Source organism: Streptomyces eurocidicus (assembly GCF_002891295.1).
GTDB classification, from domain to species: domain Bacteria; phylum Actinomycetota; class Actinomycetes; order Streptomycetales; family Streptomycetaceae; genus Streptomyces; species Streptomyces eurocidicus.
In genome coordinates, this window is record NZ_LGUI01000004.1 from 219,133 (window position 1) to 235,868 (window position 16,736).

At 72.1% G+C, this 16,736-nt stretch carries 21 protein-coding genes; 7 read left to right on the forward strand and 14 right to left on the reverse strand.

The window, feature by feature from the left end; translation table 11 throughout:
• Window positions 1–76: 76 nt before the first annotated feature.
• From AF335_RS35595 to AF335_RS34625, 3 genes are read right to left on the reverse strand one after another with little or no spacing between them, the layout of a single operon-like run.
• Window positions 77–190 carry a DUF6126 family protein gene (locus AF335_RS35595; RefSeq protein ID WP_221505741.1) on the reverse strand — a complete coding sequence of 38 codons (114 nt, stop codon included), beginning with the start codon at window positions 188–190 and terminating at the stop codon, window positions 77–79.
• Window positions 191–207: 17 nt separating this feature from the next.
• The gene (locus AF335_RS15055; protein WP_102918896.1) at window positions 208–558 is read right to left on the reverse strand and encodes an ArsR/SmtB family transcription factor; all 351 of its coding nucleotides are present in this window, start codon (window positions 556–558) and stop codon (window positions 208–210) included.
• Entirely contained in the window at window positions 555–728 is a 174-nt protein-coding gene (locus tag AF335_RS34625; protein WP_170127700.1) for a hypothetical protein, read from the reverse strand. The genes AF335_RS15055 and AF335_RS34625 overlap by 4 nt, the downstream gene beginning before the upstream one ends.
• Window positions 729–948: 220 nt before the next feature.
• Between AF335_RS34625 and AF335_RS15060 the strand changes: the two genes are divergently transcribed.
• Window positions 949–1,302 carry a zinc ribbon domain-containing protein YjdM gene (locus tag AF335_RS15060; protein WP_102918897.1) on the forward strand — a complete coding sequence of 118 codons (354 nt, stop codon included), beginning with the start codon at window positions 949–951 and terminating at the stop codon, window positions 1,300–1,302.
• 144 nt (window positions 1,303–1,446) lie between these two features.
• On the opposite strand, the gene AF335_RS15065 is transcribed toward AF335_RS15060, so the two are convergent.
• The 5 genes from AF335_RS15065 to AF335_RS35085 all read right to left on the reverse strand — a co-directional run bounded on the left by AF335_RS15065 (window position 1,447) and on the right by AF335_RS35085 (window position 5,697).
• The gene (locus AF335_RS15065) at window positions 1,447–2,622 is read right to left on the reverse strand and encodes an 8-amino-7-oxononanoate synthase (RefSeq protein ID WP_102918898.1); all 1,176 of its coding nucleotides are present in this window, start codon (window positions 2,620–2,622) and stop codon (window positions 1,447–1,449) included.
• A 19-nt stretch (window positions 2,623–2,641) separates the two neighbouring features.
• On the reverse strand, window positions 2,642–3,826 hold the full coding sequence (locus tag AF335_RS15070) for a beta-ketoacyl-[acyl-carrier-protein] synthase family protein (protein WP_102918899.1): 1,185 nt from the start codon (window positions 3,824–3,826) through the stop codon (window positions 2,642–2,644).
• Entirely contained in the window at window positions 3,823–4,059 is a 237-nt protein-coding gene (locus tag AF335_RS15075; RefSeq protein ID WP_102918900.1) for an acyl carrier protein, read from the reverse strand. The genes AF335_RS15070 and AF335_RS15075 overlap by 4 nt, the downstream gene beginning before the upstream one ends.
• A 278-nt stretch (window positions 4,060–4,337) precedes the next feature.
• On the reverse strand, window positions 4,338–5,192 hold the full coding sequence (locus AF335_RS15080) for a class I SAM-dependent methyltransferase (RefSeq protein ID WP_102918901.1): 855 nt from the start codon (window positions 5,190–5,192) through the stop codon (window positions 4,338–4,340).
• Between the two features lie 247 nt (window positions 5,193–5,439).
• Complete coding sequence (locus AF335_RS35085) at window positions 5,440–5,697, reverse strand: hypothetical protein (RefSeq protein ID WP_211304101.1); 258 nt, start codon at window positions 5,695–5,697, stop codon at window positions 5,440–5,442.
• On the opposite strand from AF335_RS35085, the gene AF335_RS35090 reads away from it, so the two are divergent.
• On the forward strand, window positions 5,690–6,064 hold the full coding sequence (locus AF335_RS35090; RefSeq protein WP_211304102.1) for an Lrp/AsnC family transcriptional regulator: 375 nt from the start codon (window positions 5,690–5,692) through the stop codon (window positions 6,062–6,064). The two genes, AF335_RS35085 and AF335_RS35090, sit on opposite strands and share 8 nt — an antisense overlap.
• A 43-nt stretch (window positions 6,065–6,107) precedes the next feature.
• On the opposite strand, the gene AF335_RS15090 is transcribed toward AF335_RS35090, so the two are convergent.
• The 4 genes from AF335_RS15090 to AF335_RS15105 form a co-directional block, all read right to left on the reverse strand.
• On the reverse strand, window positions 6,108–7,550 hold the full coding sequence (locus AF335_RS15090) for an amino acid permease (protein WP_228773464.1): 1,443 nt from the start codon (window positions 7,548–7,550) through the stop codon (window positions 6,108–6,110).
• 310 nt (window positions 7,551–7,860) lie between these two features.
• Window positions 7,861–8,094: a hypothetical protein gene (locus AF335_RS15095; RefSeq protein WP_102918903.1), complete on the reverse strand. Its 234-nt coding sequence runs from the start codon at window positions 8,092–8,094 to the stop codon at window positions 7,861–7,863.
• A 174-nt stretch (window positions 8,095–8,268) separates the two neighbouring features.
• Entirely contained in the window at window positions 8,269–8,679 is a 411-nt protein-coding gene (locus AF335_RS15100; protein WP_102918904.1) for an SRPBCC family protein, read from the reverse strand.
• 1,089 nt (window positions 8,680–9,768) lie between these two features.
• Entirely contained in the window at window positions 9,769–9,954 is a 186-nt protein-coding gene (locus AF335_RS15105) for a hypothetical protein (protein WP_102918905.1), read from the reverse strand.
• A 274-nt stretch (window positions 9,955–10,228) separates the two neighbouring features.
• On the opposite strand from AF335_RS15105, the gene nadE reads away from it, so the two are divergent.
• Both nadE and AF335_RS15115 read left to right on the forward strand, forming a co-directional pair.
• Entirely contained in the window at window positions 10,229–11,059 is an 831-nt protein-coding gene (gene nadE, locus AF335_RS15110; protein WP_102918906.1) for an ammonia-dependent NAD(+) synthetase, read from the forward strand.
• Between the two features lie 328 nt (window positions 11,060–11,387).
• A complete protein-coding gene (locus tag AF335_RS15115; protein WP_146045530.1) occupies window positions 11,388–11,750 on the forward strand; it encodes a hypothetical protein in 363 nt (120 codons plus the stop codon).
• 5 nt (window positions 11,751–11,755) lie between these two features.
• On the opposite strand, the gene AF335_RS15120 is transcribed toward AF335_RS15115, so the two are convergent.
• Window positions 11,756–12,355, reverse strand: coding sequence for a TetR/AcrR family transcriptional regulator (locus AF335_RS15120; RefSeq protein WP_102918908.1), 600 nt, complete (start codon window positions 12,353–12,355; stop codon window positions 11,756–11,758).
• Window positions 12,356–12,483: 128 nt separating this feature from the next.
• On the opposite strand from AF335_RS15120, the gene AF335_RS15125 reads away from it, so the two are divergent.
• The 3 genes from AF335_RS15125 to AF335_RS15135 all read left to right on the forward strand — a co-directional run bounded on the left by AF335_RS15125 (window position 12,484) and on the right by AF335_RS15135 (window position 15,728).
• The gene (locus AF335_RS15125) at window positions 12,484–13,986 is read left to right on the forward strand and encodes a carboxylesterase/lipase family protein (protein WP_102918909.1); all 1,503 of its coding nucleotides are present in this window, start codon (window positions 12,484–12,486) and stop codon (window positions 13,984–13,986) included.
• A gap of 211 nt (window positions 13,987–14,197) precedes the next feature.
• Entirely contained in the window at window positions 14,198–14,890 is a 693-nt protein-coding gene (locus AF335_RS15130) for an alpha/beta hydrolase (RefSeq protein WP_102918910.1), read from the forward strand.
• A 280-nt stretch (window positions 14,891–15,170) separates the two neighbouring features.
• A complete protein-coding gene (locus AF335_RS15135) occupies window positions 15,171–15,728 on the forward strand; it encodes a GNAT family N-acetyltransferase (protein WP_102918911.1) in 558 nt (185 codons plus the stop codon).
• Window positions 15,729–15,947: 219 nt separating this feature from the next.
• Here the strand turns inward: AF335_RS15135 and AF335_RS35095 are convergent, their stop codons facing one another.
• Window positions 15,948–16,688 (reverse strand): GTP-binding protein, encoded by a 741-nt coding sequence (locus tag AF335_RS35095; protein ID WP_102918912.1) that lies wholly within the window; start codon window positions 16,686–16,688, stop codon window positions 15,948–15,950.
• Between the last annotated feature and the right edge of the window lie 48 nt (window positions 16,689–16,736).

Here is a 16,736-nt window from a genome sequence, read left to right on the forward strand (position 1 = left end):
GCCGGGTGCGGGCTGAGCCCCTGTGTGCCGACGCGCACAACCTCACGCCGGTACGGAACCCGGTCCCGCCGTCCGGCTATTTGTCCGCGTGACCGCCGAGATAGAACAGCAGCCAGATGAAACCTGCGAAGAGGTGGGTGACGAAGACATAGACCAGCACCCGCAGGGCGACCTGGCGTTCCGCCGGCATACGCCCGCGATGCCACTTCACCGCGCGGCTCCCGTCTCCGCGTCGCGGAGCTCCTCGAGGAGCTCGTGCTGCCCGGCGAGCATCTCGGTCAGGATCCGGCGGGCCGCGCGCATCAGCTCGGCCACGTCCCCGCCGGCGATCTCGTAGACGACGGTGGAGCCGGCGCGGGTGGCGGTGACGATGCCCGAGCGGCGCAGCACCGCCAGCTGCTGGGACAGGCTGGACGGCTCGATCTCGATCGCGGCCAGTAGATCCCGTACGGGCATGGGCCCGTCCTGGAGCAGCTCCAGCACCCGGATACGCACCGGGTGTCCCAGCATCCGGAAGAACTCGGCCTTCGCCTGATACAGGGGAACCGGCGCCTTCATGACTGCTCACCTTCCGTGTCCACACCGTTCTCACGAGCCAGACGCAACGCGTCCTCCAGCTCGTCCGCCGCCACCGCGAGCGCATACGCGTCCCCGGCCTCCCGCGCGGCCTCCACGGCCTCCCGCGCCCGGCGCACCCGCGCCAGCGCCGCCTCGACGAACCCGCCCACCCCAGACCTCCGCACCCGGCACGACTTGGCCACTACGGCAACTAATGAATTGAAGAACTCTTCAAGCCTACCGCTCGGGGAGCGCTCTGGCCCGAGTCGGCACTCGGCACGGCGGAAGGCCGTGGTCATGGCGGTGCCGCCCGGTACCGCCGGCCGCCTGGAGCGAATTGCATATTTCTGCAATTCGTCATTCCTGCGAGCCCGAGGCTACAGTGGCCCGGTGACCGAGAACCTGCCGCCGTGCCCCGAATGCTCCAGCGCGTACACCTATGAGATGGGAGCGCTCCTGGTCTGCCCCGAATGCGGCCACGAGTGGACGCCCGCCTCCGCGGAGACCGCGAGCGACACCGAGGACGGGGTGATCAAGGATTCGGTCGGCAATGTCCTCGCCGATGGCGACACGGTCACGGTGGTCAAGAGCCTGAAGGTCAAGGGCCACCCGACCGGGATCAAGGCGGGCACCAAGGTGCGCAACATCCGCCTGGTGGACGGCGCGGACGGCCACGACATCGACTGCAAGATCGACGGGTTCGGTGCCATGCAGCTCAAGTCCAGCGTGGTCAAGAAGGTCTGACCCGATACGCCGGCACGCCGGGCACCGCGACACCGGCTGTGCCGTCGAGGGCGGAACGGAGCCTCACCCGCGCGCCGTCGCAGCCCTCCCGCGGCGCCTGTGCCCCGGCCGCCGACGACCCGTCCCCGGCCGGCGCCGCGCCGCTCAGCCGGGGCGCCCCGCGACGATCACCTCGACCGCCCGCTCCACCTCCGCGTCGGTGTGATCCGCCCGGGCCGTCAGCCGCAGGCGCGAGAAGCGGTCCGGTACCGACGGTGGCCGGAAACAGCTCACCTCCACGCCCTCGGCCCGGCACGCCTCCTGCCAGGCGACGGCCGCCCGTGCCGATTCCGCCCGTACGGAGATCACCGCCGCCTCCGCCGGGCTCACCGGCAGGCCGGCGGCCGACAGCCCGTCGCGCATCCGGGCCGCCACCTCCCGCACCCGGGCCGCCCGGCCGGGCTCGCGGCCGAGCAGGCGCAGCGCGGCCAGCGCCCCGCCCGCGCAGGCGGGTGCCAGACCGGTGTCGAACAGGAAGCTCCGCGCGTCGTTGAGCACGTGCTCTACGACGCGGCGCGGCCCGAGCACCGCGCCGCCCTGCCCGCCGAGCGCCTTCGACAGCGTTGTCGTCATCACCACATCCGGCGCCCCCGCCAGACCGGCGGCCGCGAGCGCGCCCTGTCCGCGGTCGCCGAGCACGCCCAGCGCGTGCGCCTCGTCCACCAGGAGGGCGGCACCGTACCGGCGGCAGACGTCGTGCAGACCGGCGAGGTCCGCGAGGTCCCCGTCGACGGAGAACACCGACTCGGTGACCACCACCGCCCGTCGCTGCCGCCGCTCCGACAGCGCTTTCGACACCGCCGCGAGGTCGCCGTGCGCGAACTCGGTCATGTCCGCGCCCGCCATCCGCCCGCCGTCGATCAGCGAGGCGTGGGCGTGGCCGTCCATCACCAGCAGGCTTCCCGGCCGGCACAGCGCCGTCAGCGCGCCGAGGTTGGCCAGGTACCCGGAGGAGAACACCAGGGCCGCCTCGGCCCCGGTGAACGCGGCCAGCTCCCGCTCCAGCTCCTCGTGCAGCCGTGTGGTCCCGGTGACCAGCCGGGATCCGGTCGAGCCACCGCCCCAGACCGAGGCGGCCTCCGCCGCCGCGGCGCACACCTCGGGATGCCGGGCCAGGCCCAGGTAGTCGTTCCCGGCCAGGTTGAGGCCCGCCGGGGCCGGGTCCCGGGGGCGGGCCGTACGGCGCAGCCCGGCCCGCTCCCTGCGCCGCGCGGTGTCGTCGAGCCAGGCCCACGCGGCCTCCGGCCCGTGCCGCCCCTCGCCGGGCGCCTGCTCCCGCATGCTCGCGCTCCCTCCGTCGTCAGGTGGCGGGCGGTCCCAGCACCAGACAACCGTTGTGGCCGCCGAATCCGAAGGAATTGGACAGCACCGGACCCACCGCCCAGGTGCGGGGCGTCTCCCGCACCAGATCCAGGGCGCCCCCGAGCTCGGCGTCCTCCGTCGCCAGACCCGCCACCGGCGGGATCAGCCCGTGTGCCATGGACAGGATCGCGGCCACCGCCTCGATCGCCCCGCTCGCGCCGAAGGCGTGCCCTGTGATCCCCTTGGCCGAGGTGACCGGCGGCCCGCCGGAACCGAACACCGAGGTCAGCGCCCGCGCCTCCGCGAGATCGCCGTGCCGCGTGCCCGTGCCGTGCGCGCTCACCTGCCCGACGTCGGCGGGCCCCAGCCCCGCGTCGCGCAAGGCGAGGAGCATGCACCGCGCCGCCGCGGAACCGTCCGGCAGCGGCAGGGTGATGTCGTACGCGTCGGCCGTGCTCGCGTGGCCCAGCACCTCCGCGTACACGCGTGCCCCACGCTCCGCCGCGGCCTCGTACGCCTCGAGGAGCAGGACCGCGGCGCCTTCCGCGATGGCGAACCCGTCCCGCCCGGCGTCGAACGGCCGGGTGCGGCCGCCCGGCGACAGCGCCCGCATGTTGTGGAACGCGGCCACGACCGTGTCGCTCAGGGCGGCCTCGGTGCCGCCGGTGAGCACGCTGTCGCACACGCCGTCGGCGATCAGCCGCGCCGCCGAACCGATGGCGTCGGTACCGGCCGCGCACGCCGTGGTGACGGTCCGGCAGGGCCCGCGCCGGCCGAGCCGCTGGGACACGGCGGCCGCCGCCGCGTTGGGCATGATCATGGGAACCGTGAAGGGCGACACCCGCTTGTCCCCACGGTCGGACCGCACCAGCGCCTGCCGCTCCAGGGTGCCCACTCCGGCGAGCGCGGTGCCCAGCACGACACCCGAGGCGTCCGGGGCGGTGCGGGGGTTCCCCGCGTCCTCGACGGCCGACGCCGCCGCGGCCACGGCGAACTGCGTGAAACGGTCGGTGTGCCGCGCCTCGGCCACGCCCAGCCACAGCGAGGGATCCCAGTCCGCCACCGCGCGGTGCCCCTCGGGCGGCGCGCCGAGCAGCGCCTGCCACAGGGCGTCGGCGCCCGTGCCCGCGGCCAGCACCACTCCGAGGCCGGTCACCGCGACCCGGCGCCGCCCGGCCGTCATGTCAGTCCGCGTACGAGGTCACAGGCGTCGCCGACGGTCCGTACCGCCTCCACGTCCGCCTCGGGGACGTCGATGCCGAACGTCTCCTCCAGGGCCATGACGACCTCGACCAGGGTCAGGCTGGTCGCCCCCAGATCCTCGGTGAAGACGGCTTCCTCGACCACTTTGCCGGCCGGCACCTGGAGCACGTCCACCACACAGGCGACGACCGCCTCGAACACACCGTCGGCCATTTTTCCGCCCCCCGGCCCGCTCCACCGATCCGTACCGGAATCAATTTTATCGGCGGCGTGACCTCGTGCCAGGAGTCGAGATCACGCCGATCCGGAGCACGTCCCGGTACGCCTCGGAAGCGGACCTCCTCGCAGGCGGTGTACTTCTGGTGGTGGCCCCGGAACCGCGTCGCGCTGTTCCGGCCACCGCCGAGGTCACCCCTTCGAGCGGTCATGGCGGCCGACGGGTCCGCCCGGGCGACCCCGCGGCTCGCCCGGCGCCGACGGGCGTCTGCCCGTCACGGCCTGGTGGCGACGCAGATGACGTACCGCCAAGTCTCCTGGTGCCGGTACATCTCCACCCCGCTCATCGCGTTGACCAGGCTGTCACCGCGGCCCACGCCGCGTGCGAGTGCGTACGGCACCCGGCCGAGCGTCGAGAGGCAGCGCAGCATGGGGAGTACCTTCTCCGTCGCGTCGTAGGCGGATTCGACGACGAAACCCGTCTGCCGGAGCAGCCGTTCCAGGTGTCCGTGGGTCATCGTCAGCATGCCCGGCATACCGGACAGCTCGCAGACCCTGAGCAGCGCGGACCGGGCCCGCGGCGGCAGTTGGGCCTGCGGGGTGCTGGAGTACTCGCACATCACCAGCCTTCCGCCGGGGCGCAGGACGCGGAAGAACTCGGCGAGCCCCTGCCCGGGGTCGGGGGAGTGGACGAAGGACTCCATGGTGTAGACGCCTTCGAAGGAGGCGTCGGTGAACGGGAGGGCGTGATAGTTGGCCAGGAGGAAGCGCGTACGCCCGCCCGGTTCGCCGGCCCGGGCCGACCGCTGCCGCGCGATGGCGACGTCCGGCTCGATGCCGTCGATCCCCGTGACGCACACCCCGCTCGCCCCCGCGACCGTGCGTGCCGTGTCGCCGGCCCCGCACCCGGCGTCGAGCACCGACGACGCCGGTGGCAGGGCCAGCTTCCGGGCCAGGACGAGCTCCATGCGCCGCATGGCCGCCGCGAAACCCCAGGGGAAATGGCCCGGTTCGTACCAGCCGAAGTGGCGTGTGCGACCGAGCAGTGCCGCATACCCGAGGCGGGACTCGAATGCCCGGTAGTACGGCATGACGTGTTGTCGGTAGTGGACGTCGGTCACGTGAGTCATCGCTCCCGCCCCCTGGTCGGTCGCCCCGTCCTGCCCGAGGCCCCGCACGGAGACCGACGACCGGGCGTTCCCGCGAGTCGCACGGCACCGCGCCCTGACGGTCGGTGGAGCGTCGACGCGGCGGCCGGTACGAGGATTCCCGTGGGCGACCCGGCTGGCGGAACATGCCTTCCCCAATGGTTCTACAGCGTAGCGCCACCGGCTCGGGACCGCAGGTGACCTGCGGAAGGCTCCGGGATTTCGTTGATCACGATGCTGTCGGGGAGTGTGTGGCCCGGGGTTCGGTCCGTGACTGCTCGTCAGCGGCGGGTGCCTGGCGGGCCGTGCGGCGGGTCAGGATCAGGACGAGCACCACGCCGGCCGGCGCCACGGCTCCGGCGGTCAGGGCCAGGGTGTTGTGGGCGGTGGCGAACACCACGTGCAGGGTGTGGTCGAGGGAGGCCCGTCGCGCGGCCGGTACGGCGGCGACCAGTGTGCCGGCCCCGCCGCCGGACGAGTTGAGCACCGCCGCGGGCCGCTCACCCTCCGGCGTCCAGCGCCACCTCGACCGCCTTCGCGGCGAAGGCGCCCTCGGCTTCTCCGTCGACTTCGATCCCCGGCTGCTCGGCTACGACATGACCACCCGGCTGTGGCTCAACGTCGCCCCCGCCCACCTGCGCACCGTCGGGGAGACCCTGGCCACCCACCCCGAGATCGCCTTCGCCGCCGCCGTCACCGGCCCGTCCAACCTCGTCGCCAGCGGCGTCTTCCGCACGCCGGCCGACCTGTACGACTACATCGACCGGCGCGTCGGCCCGCTGCCAGGGATCCGGAGCATGGAAACGGCCCCCACCTTGCGCGAGGTCAAGCGCCTCGTCCCGGCCCTCCCCTGAACCGGAGGGCCGGGCCGCACGTCCCCCTCTCACCGCCGGGCCTTCACCCGCCGGCGCTTCCCCGGCCGGCGGCGGGGGTGTCGTAGGAGCGGCGGCCGGCCGCCACCCACCAGGCACCGGCGAGGCCCAGGGCCGCGAGCAGGGCCACGGGCGCGTAGTTGAAGGTCTTGGGGGTGATCGGGCGGCTCTGCGGGAGGCAGAACAGGACCGTGACGGCGGCTACCCACCCGACGGCGGCCCAGCCCACCACCCGGCTCCACGCGCCCAGGTGCCAGGGACCGGGGGTGAACGCGGAACCGGCGCGCAGACGCAGGAAGACGGGGATGGCGTAGGCGGGCGTGATGCCGATGACGTTGATGGCGGTGACCGCTCCGTAGGCGGTGGGGGAGTACAGGGACGGCAGGGCCAGCGCTCCCGCGGCCGCGACCGAGAGCCACACGGCGGGCCGGGGAGTGCCGGTGGCGGCGTGCACCCGGCGCCAGAGCCGGGAGCCCGGCAGGGCACCGTCGCGCGAGAACGCGAACACCATCCGGGAGGTGGCCGCGACTTCGGCGTTACCGCAGAAGAGCTGGGCGCCGATCACGATCAGCAGCAACGCCTTCGCCCCGGAGGAACCCAGCGCGTCGAGGAAGATCTGCGCCGGTGGTACGCCGGTCGCGGTGGCCTGGGTCCCGGCGTAGTCCTGGATCGCGAAGGTCAGTCCGACCAGCAGGACCAGACCGGCCAGCCACGACCACCGGATCGCCCGTACGATGCCGCGCGCGGCCGCCACGGCCGCTCCGGGCGTCTCCTCCGACAGATGGGCGGAGGCGTCGTAGCCGGAGAAGGTGTACTGGGCGAGGAGGAGGCCGAGGGCCGCCACGTACCAGGGGCTCGACCAGCCGGTGTCGTTCGTGAAGTGGCCGAAGACGAAGCCGGCCGTCCGGTGGTGGGCGGGGACGACGGCCAGGACCGCGACGATGACGCCGACGCCTATCAGGTGCCACCACACGCTGACGCTGTTGAGCCTGCTCACCAGGCGCACCCCGAACAGGTTCAGGACGGCGTGCAGCAGCAGGACGCACGCGAAGATCACCATGGTCGATCCGGGGGTCGGGTCGAAGCCCCACTGGAGATTGAGGAAGGCGCCGGTGAACAGGGCGGCCCCGTAGTCGATGCCGGCTATGGCCCCGAGTAACCCGAGGAGGTTGAGCCAGCCGGTGTACCAGCCCCAGCGGCGGCCGCCGAGCCGGTCGGCCATGAAGTACAGGGCGCCGGAGGTGGGGTAGGCGGAGGTCACCTCGGCGAGGGCCCCGCCCACGAGCATCACCATCAGGCCGACGCCGACCCAGCCCCAGATCATCACGGCCGGGCCGCCGGTGGACAGCCCGAACCCGTACAGCGTCATACAGCCGGACAGCACCGAGATCACGCTGAAGCTGATGGCGAAGTTCCCCCGGGGGCTCATCCGCCGGGACAGCACGGGACGGTAGCCGAGCCGGCGCAGGTGGGCGTCGTCGTCGAGAGGGGCCCGGCGGTCGTGGCCGGGGCGGGCGCGGCGGAGGGAAGGGGACACGGCGGTACCTCCAAGAAGCGGGGAAGAGGAACATGCCGCACTGGAGGTGACCGGGGGAAGGGTGCCTGTGGGGCGCGGGGGCGTCGGCGGGCCTCGCGGGCCGGGGGTGCCCGCGCCGCCGCCGGCCGGTTCGAGGGCGTGGCCCCGCACCGCGTCCCGCCGTCGGGCCGTCTGTCGGCGGGCCCGCTCGCTGCCCGCCGACAGACGGCCCGGGCGCCGTCGGGCAGCGCCCGCGTCGTGTTCAGGCGTGGTCGGCCAGCCGGGTGTAGCCCTTGGCCCGCGCGCAGTGGGCGCAGCAGAAGAACATCCCGTCCGTCTCCAGGCCGTGCCCCAGGATGCGGCACCCGCACGTGTCGCAGATCGGCGCGAGCTTGTGGGCGGCGCACTCGAAGCTGTCGAAGACGTGCACGGCCCCCGCGGCCCGTACCTCGAAGGCCATCTCGTAGTCGTTGTCGCAGACCTCGCACACCGCCATGTCGCCCGTTCCTTTGCTGGTTGACGGCCGGGGCACCACAGCGGTCCCGCGGCGCCGGGCCGCCAGGATGCAACACCGGCGGGCTCCCGCCCCGCAGACGCGTCGCCGACGTCGCCCGCCGGGAGCAACGGGCACGGTGCCGGGCCCGCCCTCCGGGGCCTGCCTCCGCCGGGCTCACCCCCCGCCGTCGACGCGCAGCCGCACCTGCTCCTCCAGCCGCTCCAGGCTGCCCTCCAGCGCCGCGCGCACGGCCTCGGGGCCGGGGTCGTGACGCTCGTCGAAGAAGGACAGATGCACCGTCACCTCGCTGGCCCCGCCGCCGGTTCCGGCCACCCGCAACCACCCGGCGTAGACGCCGCCGTCACGCGTGCCCCACTCCAGACGCATCCGCTCCGGCTCGGCACGGAACAGCGCGGGCGCGTCCTCGCCGGTGGTGTCCTCGTGCACGGTGACGGCCGGCAGGTCCCCGGCCCGTACGTGCAGCTCCGACGGCATCCAGCTCTCCAGCCGGCCCACATCGGCCGCCTGGTCGAAGACGTGCTCCGGCAGCGCCGGCATCGTACGGGAACGCTCGTATTCGCTCATGCGCCCAATCCATCCTCACTTCGGTGACCTGACTGTGCTCCTGCCCGGTGGCGGCTCCCGGCGTCGCACGATCACCCGTTCGCCGGGAACCGAAGTCACCCATCGGCCCCTCACCACCCGCTTCCCGGCCGGCCCGGGCGCCCCGACCGGGTGGCGCGCGCTCGCCACATGGAGGAGTTCGGCGTGTCACCGCTGACCCGTCCCCTACGGCGCGGCCCCGGAATTCACGCAGGTCAGAGCCCTTTTTCCGGAAGTGAGCGGGTAATGGCCACGCGAACGGATGCCTTTGACAGTGCACAGGAGGGGGTGTTTAGTGGCGGTGTCGGAAGACGCCTTCCCGCGTGCCCACCCCATCGGTGGCCCGTCGGGGAAAAGCGAGAGCCCCACCCCCTCCGTGCCGGCCAAGCCCTGGGGGATGAGGCCCTCTGCAACTACGGCGGGGGCCTCGACCACCGGGCCGGGGCCTTTGCCACAGGACGGTCAGACCCACAGCTCCCGCACGGCCTTGACGGCCGTGTAGAGCGGGCCGAACCAGCGGACCCAGCGGTAGAGCCGGTCCCACCTGTCGCTGCCGTGGTGGCCCTGTGGAACAGCGTCCATGAGGTCACCTCCCTCCCGGAGCCCAGTACTGTTCGTGGACCCCATGGGCGACGCCCGCGAAGTACCGAACGGTCCCGGGATGGGTGTTGGTACCAGCAGGTTACCGGGCCACCGCCGCACCCACGCGGCACCGCTGTTCCAGCGATCCGCCCCAAATCCGCCGCCCGCCCCCGTTCTGAGGGTGGGTCAGGACATTCGCCGTGCCCTCCGTCCGCCCTCGTGCAACGCCACCACCAGCGCTTTTGGTCCGGAGTGCCGCCATGGCGGGCCCGGTGGGGTGGGGGCGGAGGAGTCCGTGACGCCGACGCGGACTCCGGCGCGCCGGGTGGTAGAAAACCATCCTCTCGTACCAACGCACCCCGGCGCCGCACGCTGTCAACGGCGCCTTCGCCCGCCGTACGCGCCGACGGGCCCGTCGGAGGCCCCGGGACGCGGCTGCGCGCCCCGTGCGTACGGGGCGCGCAGCCGGCCGGTGGTGTTCTCAGGCTGTCATCGAGGGCCGCCGGGGTCGTCCCGGTCGCCGGAGGAGCCGTCGTCGTCCGCCTGCTGTCCGCGTCGCCGCTCCTGGCGGTGCTGGCGCTCCTGGCGTTCCTGTTCCTTGACGGCGAGCGTCTCCTCCGTCATGTCTTCCGTGTAACCCTGGCCCCCGCGCGGGTCGCGTTCCCTGCCGTCCATGCCCACTCACTCCTCACCGAACCGGTAAGCCTTAGGCCGTCTAGCACCAGATTAGGTCGGTAAAGGGATTAATGGTGCATATTTCGATCGTTTCGCCCGCCGGTCGCGGTCGTAGACGGTGGTGGGCTGTTCCGCGCCGGGCTCGCCCCGGGATTCCCCTCGGGGCCCGAGGGAATCGCCTCCACCGCATCCCCTCCTCCCACCCCTTGCCCCGAGCCGCCGGACACCCCTGGCTAAGGTGGTGGCACATCGTGAACCGAAACAAGGAGCAGACGTGAGCGAGCCGGCGTCCATCGCCCTGCAGCAGGAGATCGCCCGGGAACTCGAGGTCGCCGAGACCTTCGAGGCCGAGCGGGAGATCGAGCGCCGGGTGGCCTTCCTCGCCGAGCGGCTGACCTCCACCGGTCTGCGTTCCCTCGTGCTCGGCATCAGCGGCGGCGTCGACTCCACGACCGCCGGCCGGCTGTGCCAGCTCGCCGTCGAGCGGGCCCGCGCCGCCGGGCACGAGGCGCGGTTCCACGCGATGCGCCTGCCCTACGGGACCCAGGCCGACGAGCACGACGCACAGCTCGCCCTCTCCTTCATCCGGGCCGACCACGTGCTGACCGTCGACATCAAGCCCGCGAGCGACGCCGCCCTCGAAGCCGCGGTCGCCGCCGACGTGAGCTTCCGCGACGCCCACCACCAGGACTTCGTGCACGGCAACATCAAGGCCCGGCAGCGCATGATCGCCCAGTACGCGGTGGCCGGCGCGCACGACGGCCTGGTCGTCGGCACCGATCACGCCGCCGAGGCGGTCTCCGGCTTCTTCACCAAGTTCGGCGACGGCGCCGCCGACCTGGTCCCGCTGACCGGTCTGACCAAGCGCCGGGTGCGCGCCGTCGCGGACGCCCTGGGCGCCCCCGCCGAGCTGGTGTGGAAGACCCCGACGGCCGACCTGGAGACCCTCGACCCGGGCAAGGCCGACGAGGACGCGCTCGGGGTCACGTACGACGACATCGACGACTTCCTGGAGGGCAAGCCGGTGGACGAGCGGGCTTTTGAGACGATCGTGAAGCGCTACCGGCTCACCGACCACAAGCGTCGGCTGCCCATCGCTCCCTAGCGATCGCCCGCGAAGCCGGTCGGCGCCGGGAGCTCATGACGGGGGTGCTCCGTCATGAGCTCCCGGCGAGGCCCGCGGTGCGAGGGTCCGCCGCAGCGGACCCGGCCCGGGATTCGGGGTGACGAGCCGCACCCCGCTCACCCTGGCGGCGGCCGGCGCCGGGCCGTCACCTTCGCGTACACCGCCGTCCGGGCGGCGCTGGAGCACCAGGTCAAGGCAGGGAACCCCGGAGTGCTCGCACAGGTGCGGGACCCGCCGAAGCCACCGGCCACGGCCATGCGTTCCCGCCCGGCCGCCCCGGGGAATGCTCGCCGGCTACCTCGTGACCATGAACGCGACCTGCTGGTACGCGGCGTCGGAGAGGATCACGGACCGCTCGGTACCGGACGAGATGATCAAGGGCGTCGAAGAGGCGGTTCTCCTGCTGGACGACCGTCCGTGTGCCCATGCCCCCGGCGAGCACCCCGACACCGGCGATCCGGACTACGCGAACCAGGTCGGCTACTTCCTGCGCAGCCCCGGCGGCCGGGCCGAGATCGCCGAGTACTACGGATGGGCCGAGGAGGGCGGGGCGGGCGAGCCGGGCGATGAGAGCGAACCCCTGGACGCGTGGGTGTGCTCCGCCTTCCTGCGCGACGTGGCGGAGGGGACCCTCGCCGAGCCGGCGAGCGGCCTGCGGTCCTTCGCCTAGCGAGATCACTCCTTGTCGAACAGCCTGTCCAGGTACTGGTCGACGGCGGCGAGCGCGTCCTGGGGCCGGATCACGTCCAGTTCGATGAGGGGGGTGAAGCCGGTGAGGGCGAGCAGCAGGTCGGTCTCCACCGCCGGGTCGCGCTCGGGATCGACGTACCCGTCGGCGATCGCTTGCCGGACCAGCTGTTCGACGAGGGCGCGCCCTTGGCGCATCCCCTCGCGCGCCCGGGCGTGGACGTTCTTGTCGTGCAGCGCCTCCAGTACGTAGGCGGCGCTCATCCGGCTGGTCGCGCGGGCGTCGGCATGCAGGGGGAGCGTCTCCATGAGCATCAGCCGGAGCACGTCGCGGGGGTGCGGCCGGTCGCCGAGCTCCTGGACGCCGCGGCCGACGCGCAGGGCGGTCTGCTCGGCCGCGAAGTCCATCGCGAAGGTGAGCATCGCCTCGCGGGAGGTGAAGTAGTGCTGCACGGCCCCGTGCGAGAGGCCCGCTTCCTGTGCGACCTCGCGCATGGTCAGATGCACCGCGCCGCGCCGCTCGACCACCCGCCACAGCGCCCGGGCGATCGTCTCGCGGCGTTCCTGGTGATCCACCTGCTTCGGCATCGGCGGCCTCTCCGTCACTCTCTTTCCTTGCCTCCGCAGCCTACCCGGTTTTCCCATACGGTTGACATAATACAGTTGGCTGGTAACGCTGGAGCCCTTCGGACGAGCGATCGGAGAAGGGGAGCGACATGTCTGAACAGCCATGCGTACGTACCGTGGAGGGCCTGGTCGAGGGCCGCCGGCGGCAGGAGCACGCGGTGTTCCGCGGCATCCCGTACGCCCGGCCGCCGGTGGGCGCGCTGCGGTTCGCCGCGCCCGTTCCGCTCCGGCCCTGGGAAGGGAAACGGCAGGCCGCGGAGTTCGGCCCCCCGCCGCCGCAGTCCGTTCCCCACGCCGGGCCGCCCGCCGGGAGTCCGGCGGCGGGCACCGACTGGCTGACGCTCAACGTCTGCACTCCGGACCCGGGCGCGGCGGGGCTGCCGGTGCTGGTGTGGATCCCCGGGGGTGCCTATGTGGCGGCGGACTCCAGCGACGCGATGTACGACCCGGCGGCTCTGGCCGCGGCGGGCCTCGTCGCGGTGAGTGTCAACTACCGGGTGGGCGCCGAGGGTTTCGCCCTCCTCGACGGTGCCCCGCCCAACCGCGGGTTCCTCGACCAGATCGCGGCGCTGGAGTGGGTGCGGCGCAACATCGCCGCGTTCGGTGGGGATCCGGGCCGGGTCACCGTGGCCGGGCAGTCCGCGGGGGCCGGGTCGATCGCCGCTCTGCTGACGATGGAACCGGCGCGCGGGCTGTTCCGGCGGGCCATCACCCACTCGGTGCCGGGGTGGTACTGCACGCGGGCACTGGCGGAACAGGTCGCGGGCGCGCTGGCGGAGCGGCTCGGTGCGGCTCCCACGGCAGCGGCCCTGTCCGGCGTCGACCCGTGGCGCCTGGCCGGAGAACTCACCGCCCTCGGCGCCGAGCTGCCCGGCCGCCACGAGAGCTGGGGGCGGCTGGCCCGGGCCGGGATCGCCGTGTTCCCCGTCGTCGACGGCGAAGTCCTCTCCGAAACGCCCTGGCCCGCGCTGGCCGGCGGCCGCGCGGGCGGGACCGAACTCCTCGTCGGGCATACACGTGACGAGTTCCGGCTGTTCAGCGTCATGACCGGACGGCTGGGCACGTTCACTGACGCGGACGCCCGTACCGCCCTGGAGCTGTTCGCCCCGGCACCGGACGGGGCGGCCGCCTACCGCGCCGCCCACCCTGGTGCCTCCGCGGAGGAGCTGCTGGAGACGGTGTACTCCGACGCCCTCTTCCGGATGCCCTCGCTGCGACTGGCCGAGGCGAACGCCGCGGCCGGCGGCACCTCGTTCCTCTTCGAGCTGAGGCTGAACTCCCCGGCCATGGGCGGGGTGCTGGGCGCCTGCCACAGCCTCGACGTTCCCCTGGCGTTCGGCACCCTGGACAGCCCCACCGGCAGAGGGCTCGTCGGCGACCTGCCCACTCCCGGGACCCTCGCGGTCTCCCGGGAACTCCAGCGGGCGTGGATCCGCTTCGCCACCACCGGCGCCCCGGGATGGGCCGCGCACCGCCCCGGCGAGCGGCTCACCCGCGTCCTGGAGGACGAACCGCGGACCATGCCCTATCCCGAAGAAGCCTCGCGCCGGATCTGGGAAGGGCGCGCCCCGGCGCCCTTCGATCTCGTATAGCCGGGACCGGCCGCAGGTGGTCCTGGTACCGGGCGCGGTGATCGTCGGCATCTCGTGCACCTCGAGAGTGCTTGAGCCCGGCCTGACAAGGTGAAGCACTTCGAATGAGTTCCGGCTGAGCCACCTGCGAGGCGGGCTCGGCTTGCGGTGGCTGTCGGGCTGGGGTCCGCTTGACGGGACAATCCCCGGCTCTGCTGAAAGGGCGCGTCCCATGGCTGACAGGCCCGCAATCGTTTTGGTTCACGGCTTCTGGGGCGGTGCCGCCCACTGGGCCAGAGTCATCACCGAGCTCCACCACCGTGGCTTCGGCTCGCTGCACGCGGTGGAGATGCCCCTGACCTCGTTGGCCGACGACGCCGAGCGCACCCGGAAAATGGTCCGGCAGATCGACGGACCGGTGCTGCTGGTCGGCCATTCCTACGGTGGCGCGGTCATCACGGAGGCCGGGGACCTGCCCAATGTCACCGGGCTGGTCTACATCGCCGCGTTCGCCCCGGACGCCGGGGAGAGCCCTGGCCGGATCAGCCAGGAGTCGCCCCCTGCCGCGTTCGAGAACATCACCCCTGACTCCGACGGCTATCTATGGATCAAGCAGAACAAATTCCACGAGAGCTTCGCTCAGGATCTGCCGACGGAGGAGGCTCTGGTGATGGCCGTGACCCAGAAGGCACCGCTGGGGTCGACGTTCGGTGACGAGATCACCGCACCGGCCTGGCGCGAGAAGCCGGCCTGGTACCAGGTCTCTACCGACGACCGCATGATTCACCCCGACAACGAACGTCGCATGGCCCAGCGTATGAACCCGCGCAAGACCATCGAACTGGATGCCAGCCACGCTTCCCTGGCCTCCCGGCCCGGCCCGGTCGCCGACCTCATCGAGGAAGCCGCAGGCGCAGCCGGCTGACCGCTCGCGCGGCGCCCGGCGGTGACTGCCGCCGGGGAAGGGACGACTCCGTGGAGGGCTCCCGGCGGCTGCCGCCGCGCTCACCTCACGGCCTTCGTCGTGATCCCGTGTACTCCTTGGCCGTGCAGCAGCCCGCAGGACCGGCCATGCTCCGCCGTCTTCCCCGTGCAGCAGCACGGGTGCCGTCAGCTCTTCGCCCAGCTCCCGAAGTGCCAGGTCACAGCTGTACCGAGGTTGCGAAATGCCTGTCATCGCACGCTGCGGCGTGATCGAATAGGGGATGACATCGTTCTGGACTGGCAAACGGGTACGCCTGCGCGGTATTGAGCCCGAGGACTGGCCCGCGTTCATGCGCTTCGCCGAGGACGAGGAGCGGTTGGGGGACCTGCTGCACCCACCCCGTTCCGCCGAGGGCTTCCGAACCTGGGCGAAGGAGCGGGCCGTTGCGAAGCCGGACGGCGACTGCTTCCAACTGGCCGTCGAAGCCGTCGGCACGGGGGAAATAGTCGGTGCTGTCGGATCGCACCATGCTGATCCACGTGCGGGCTGGTTCGAGTACGGCGTCACAATGGGTGCTGATCACCGGCGCAAAGGCTACGCGGCAGAAGCCGTGGTGATGCTGCTGCGCTTCATGTTCGCCGAGCGTCGCTATCACAGGTGCGGAGCGCGGATCTTCGCGCACAACGAGGCATCACTGGCACTTCAACTTCGGCTCGGTTTCGTCGAGGAGGGTCGCCTCCGTGATCATGTGTTCTTCGCCGGCCAGTACCACGATCTCGTCATGATGGGCATGCTCGCTGACGAGTTCGCCCACCTGCACTCGATGAGTGAACGGTGAGTGAGCGCTTTTGAACGTGAAGGTTGGCCTGACACCGGCTCAGGTTGAGCAAGGAGGGGGCAGAGCCTTACCGGCCAGGTTGCCGGACCAGGCCAAGTCCGGCGGGTCGGTCTCGCGGGTCACTGTGCAGCGCCGGCCGACGGCTATGGCTCGCTCGTCGGCCGGCGCTCTCACCGTTCCGTGATGGGGCGGCATCGCGTCAGGGTGAAGCCGGAGGGTTTACCAGTCGCTGTCCTGGATGGGATCCAGACGCCACTTCTGGTTGTCCCAGCCCACCCAGTCCCATTGCTGGACGCGTGCGCCGTTGTCGTTCTTCGCGTCGCCGCCGTCGACGTCCAGGACCTTGCCGCTGTGCTTGGCGATCAGGCGGGCCCTAGCGGGAATACCGGTCCGCGGCCGCCCATCGGGAAGGCTTTCGTCCAGAGCCCAGGCCAGGGTGTTGAACTCGCCGAGCCAGATCCCGTCGCCGTGCGCGGCTTCCTCGGCGGAGCTACGAACAATGCGCATGTCGTCGCCGTCGTAGCCGTGCTCCTTCAGGTGCGCGAGGATCTCCATCTCGACCAGGTCCAGCAGTTCGCGATCGTCGACCAGATCGCATTTGTTCAGGAAGACAATGAGCGGTATATCGGCCGCACGGGCCTGGCGCATATGCTCGCGCGTCTGGGCCGTGACGCTGTCCAGTACGGAGACGACCAGAACCGCACCGTCCAGGGACTGGGTCTTCAGGAGGTCGGAGACATCGCTGGCGGGGCAGTCGAGGTGCCTGTAACGGCGCCGTGGCGTTTCGTACTCGAAACGACGGATGCTGCTGCCGGGAATCGCCTCCCCCGCCCGACCGCCCGAGACCTTCGAGAACGCCCTGACCAACGCACTGGCCATCATGGTCTTGCCATGCCCGGCATGCCCCAAAGACGCGATGGTCGACTCGGGCTTATCGCCCTGGAATCCGTCGGCGGCCACGGCCGCTCTTCTCTGCCGACTGCGTACACATCAGCGGCCGCGACATGA

What these genes read in the sequence shown, in the direction of transcription:
- AF335_RS35595 (WP_221505741.1), bottom strand. Translation starts at nt 190, where the DNA reads ATGCCGGCGGAACGCCAGGTCGCCCTGCGGGTGCTGGTCTATGTCTTC.
- AF335_RS15055 (WP_102918896.1), bottom strand. Translation starts at nt 558, where the DNA reads ATGAAGGCGCCGGTTCCCCTGTATCAGGCGAAGGCCGAGTTCTTCCGG.
- AF335_RS15065 (WP_102918898.1), bottom strand. Translation starts at nt 2,622, where the DNA reads ATGCGGGAGCAGGCGCCCGGCGAGGGGCGGCACGGGCCGGAGGCCGCG.
- AF335_RS15070 (WP_102918899.1), bottom strand. Translation starts at nt 3,826, where the DNA reads ATGACGGCCGGGCGGCGCCGGGTCGCGGTGACCGGCCTCGGAGTGGTG.
- AF335_RS15075 (WP_102918900.1), bottom strand. Translation starts at nt 4,059, where the DNA reads ATGGCCGACGGTGTGTTCGAGGCGGTCGTCGCCTGTGTGGTGGACGTG.
- AF335_RS15080 (WP_102918901.1), bottom strand. Translation starts at nt 5,192, where the DNA reads ATGACTCACGTGACCGACGTCCACTACCGACAACACGTCATGCCGTAC.
- AF335_RS15095 (WP_102918903.1), bottom strand. Translation starts at nt 8,094, where the DNA reads ATGGCGGTGTGCGAGGTCTGCGACAACGACTACGAGATGGCCTTCGAG.
- AF335_RS15100 (WP_102918904.1), bottom strand. Translation starts at nt 8,679, where the DNA reads ATGAGCGAATACGAGCGTTCCCGTACGATGCCGGCGCTGCCGGAGCAC.
- AF335_RS15105 (WP_102918905.1), bottom strand. Translation starts at nt 9,954, where the DNA reads ATGGACGGCAGGGAACGCGACCCGCGCGGGGGCCAGGGTTACACGGAA.
- AF335_RS15115 (WP_146045530.1), top strand. Translation starts at nt 11,388, where the DNA reads ATGAACGCGACCTGCTGGTACGCGGCGTCGGAGAGGATCACGGACCGC.
- AF335_RS15120 (WP_102918908.1), bottom strand. Translation starts at nt 12,355, where the DNA reads ATGCCGAAGCAGGTGGATCACCAGGAACGCCGCGAGACGATCGCCCGG.
- AF335_RS15125 (WP_102918909.1), top strand. Translation starts at nt 12,484, where the DNA reads ATGTCTGAACAGCCATGCGTACGTACCGTGGAGGGCCTGGTCGAGGGC.
- AF335_RS15130 (WP_102918910.1), top strand. Translation starts at nt 14,198, where the DNA reads ATGGCTGACAGGCCCGCAATCGTTTTGGTTCACGGCTTCTGGGGCGGT.
- AF335_RS15135 (WP_102918911.1), top strand. Translation starts at nt 15,171, where the DNA reads ATGACATCGTTCTGGACTGGCAAACGGGTACGCCTGCGCGGTATTGAG.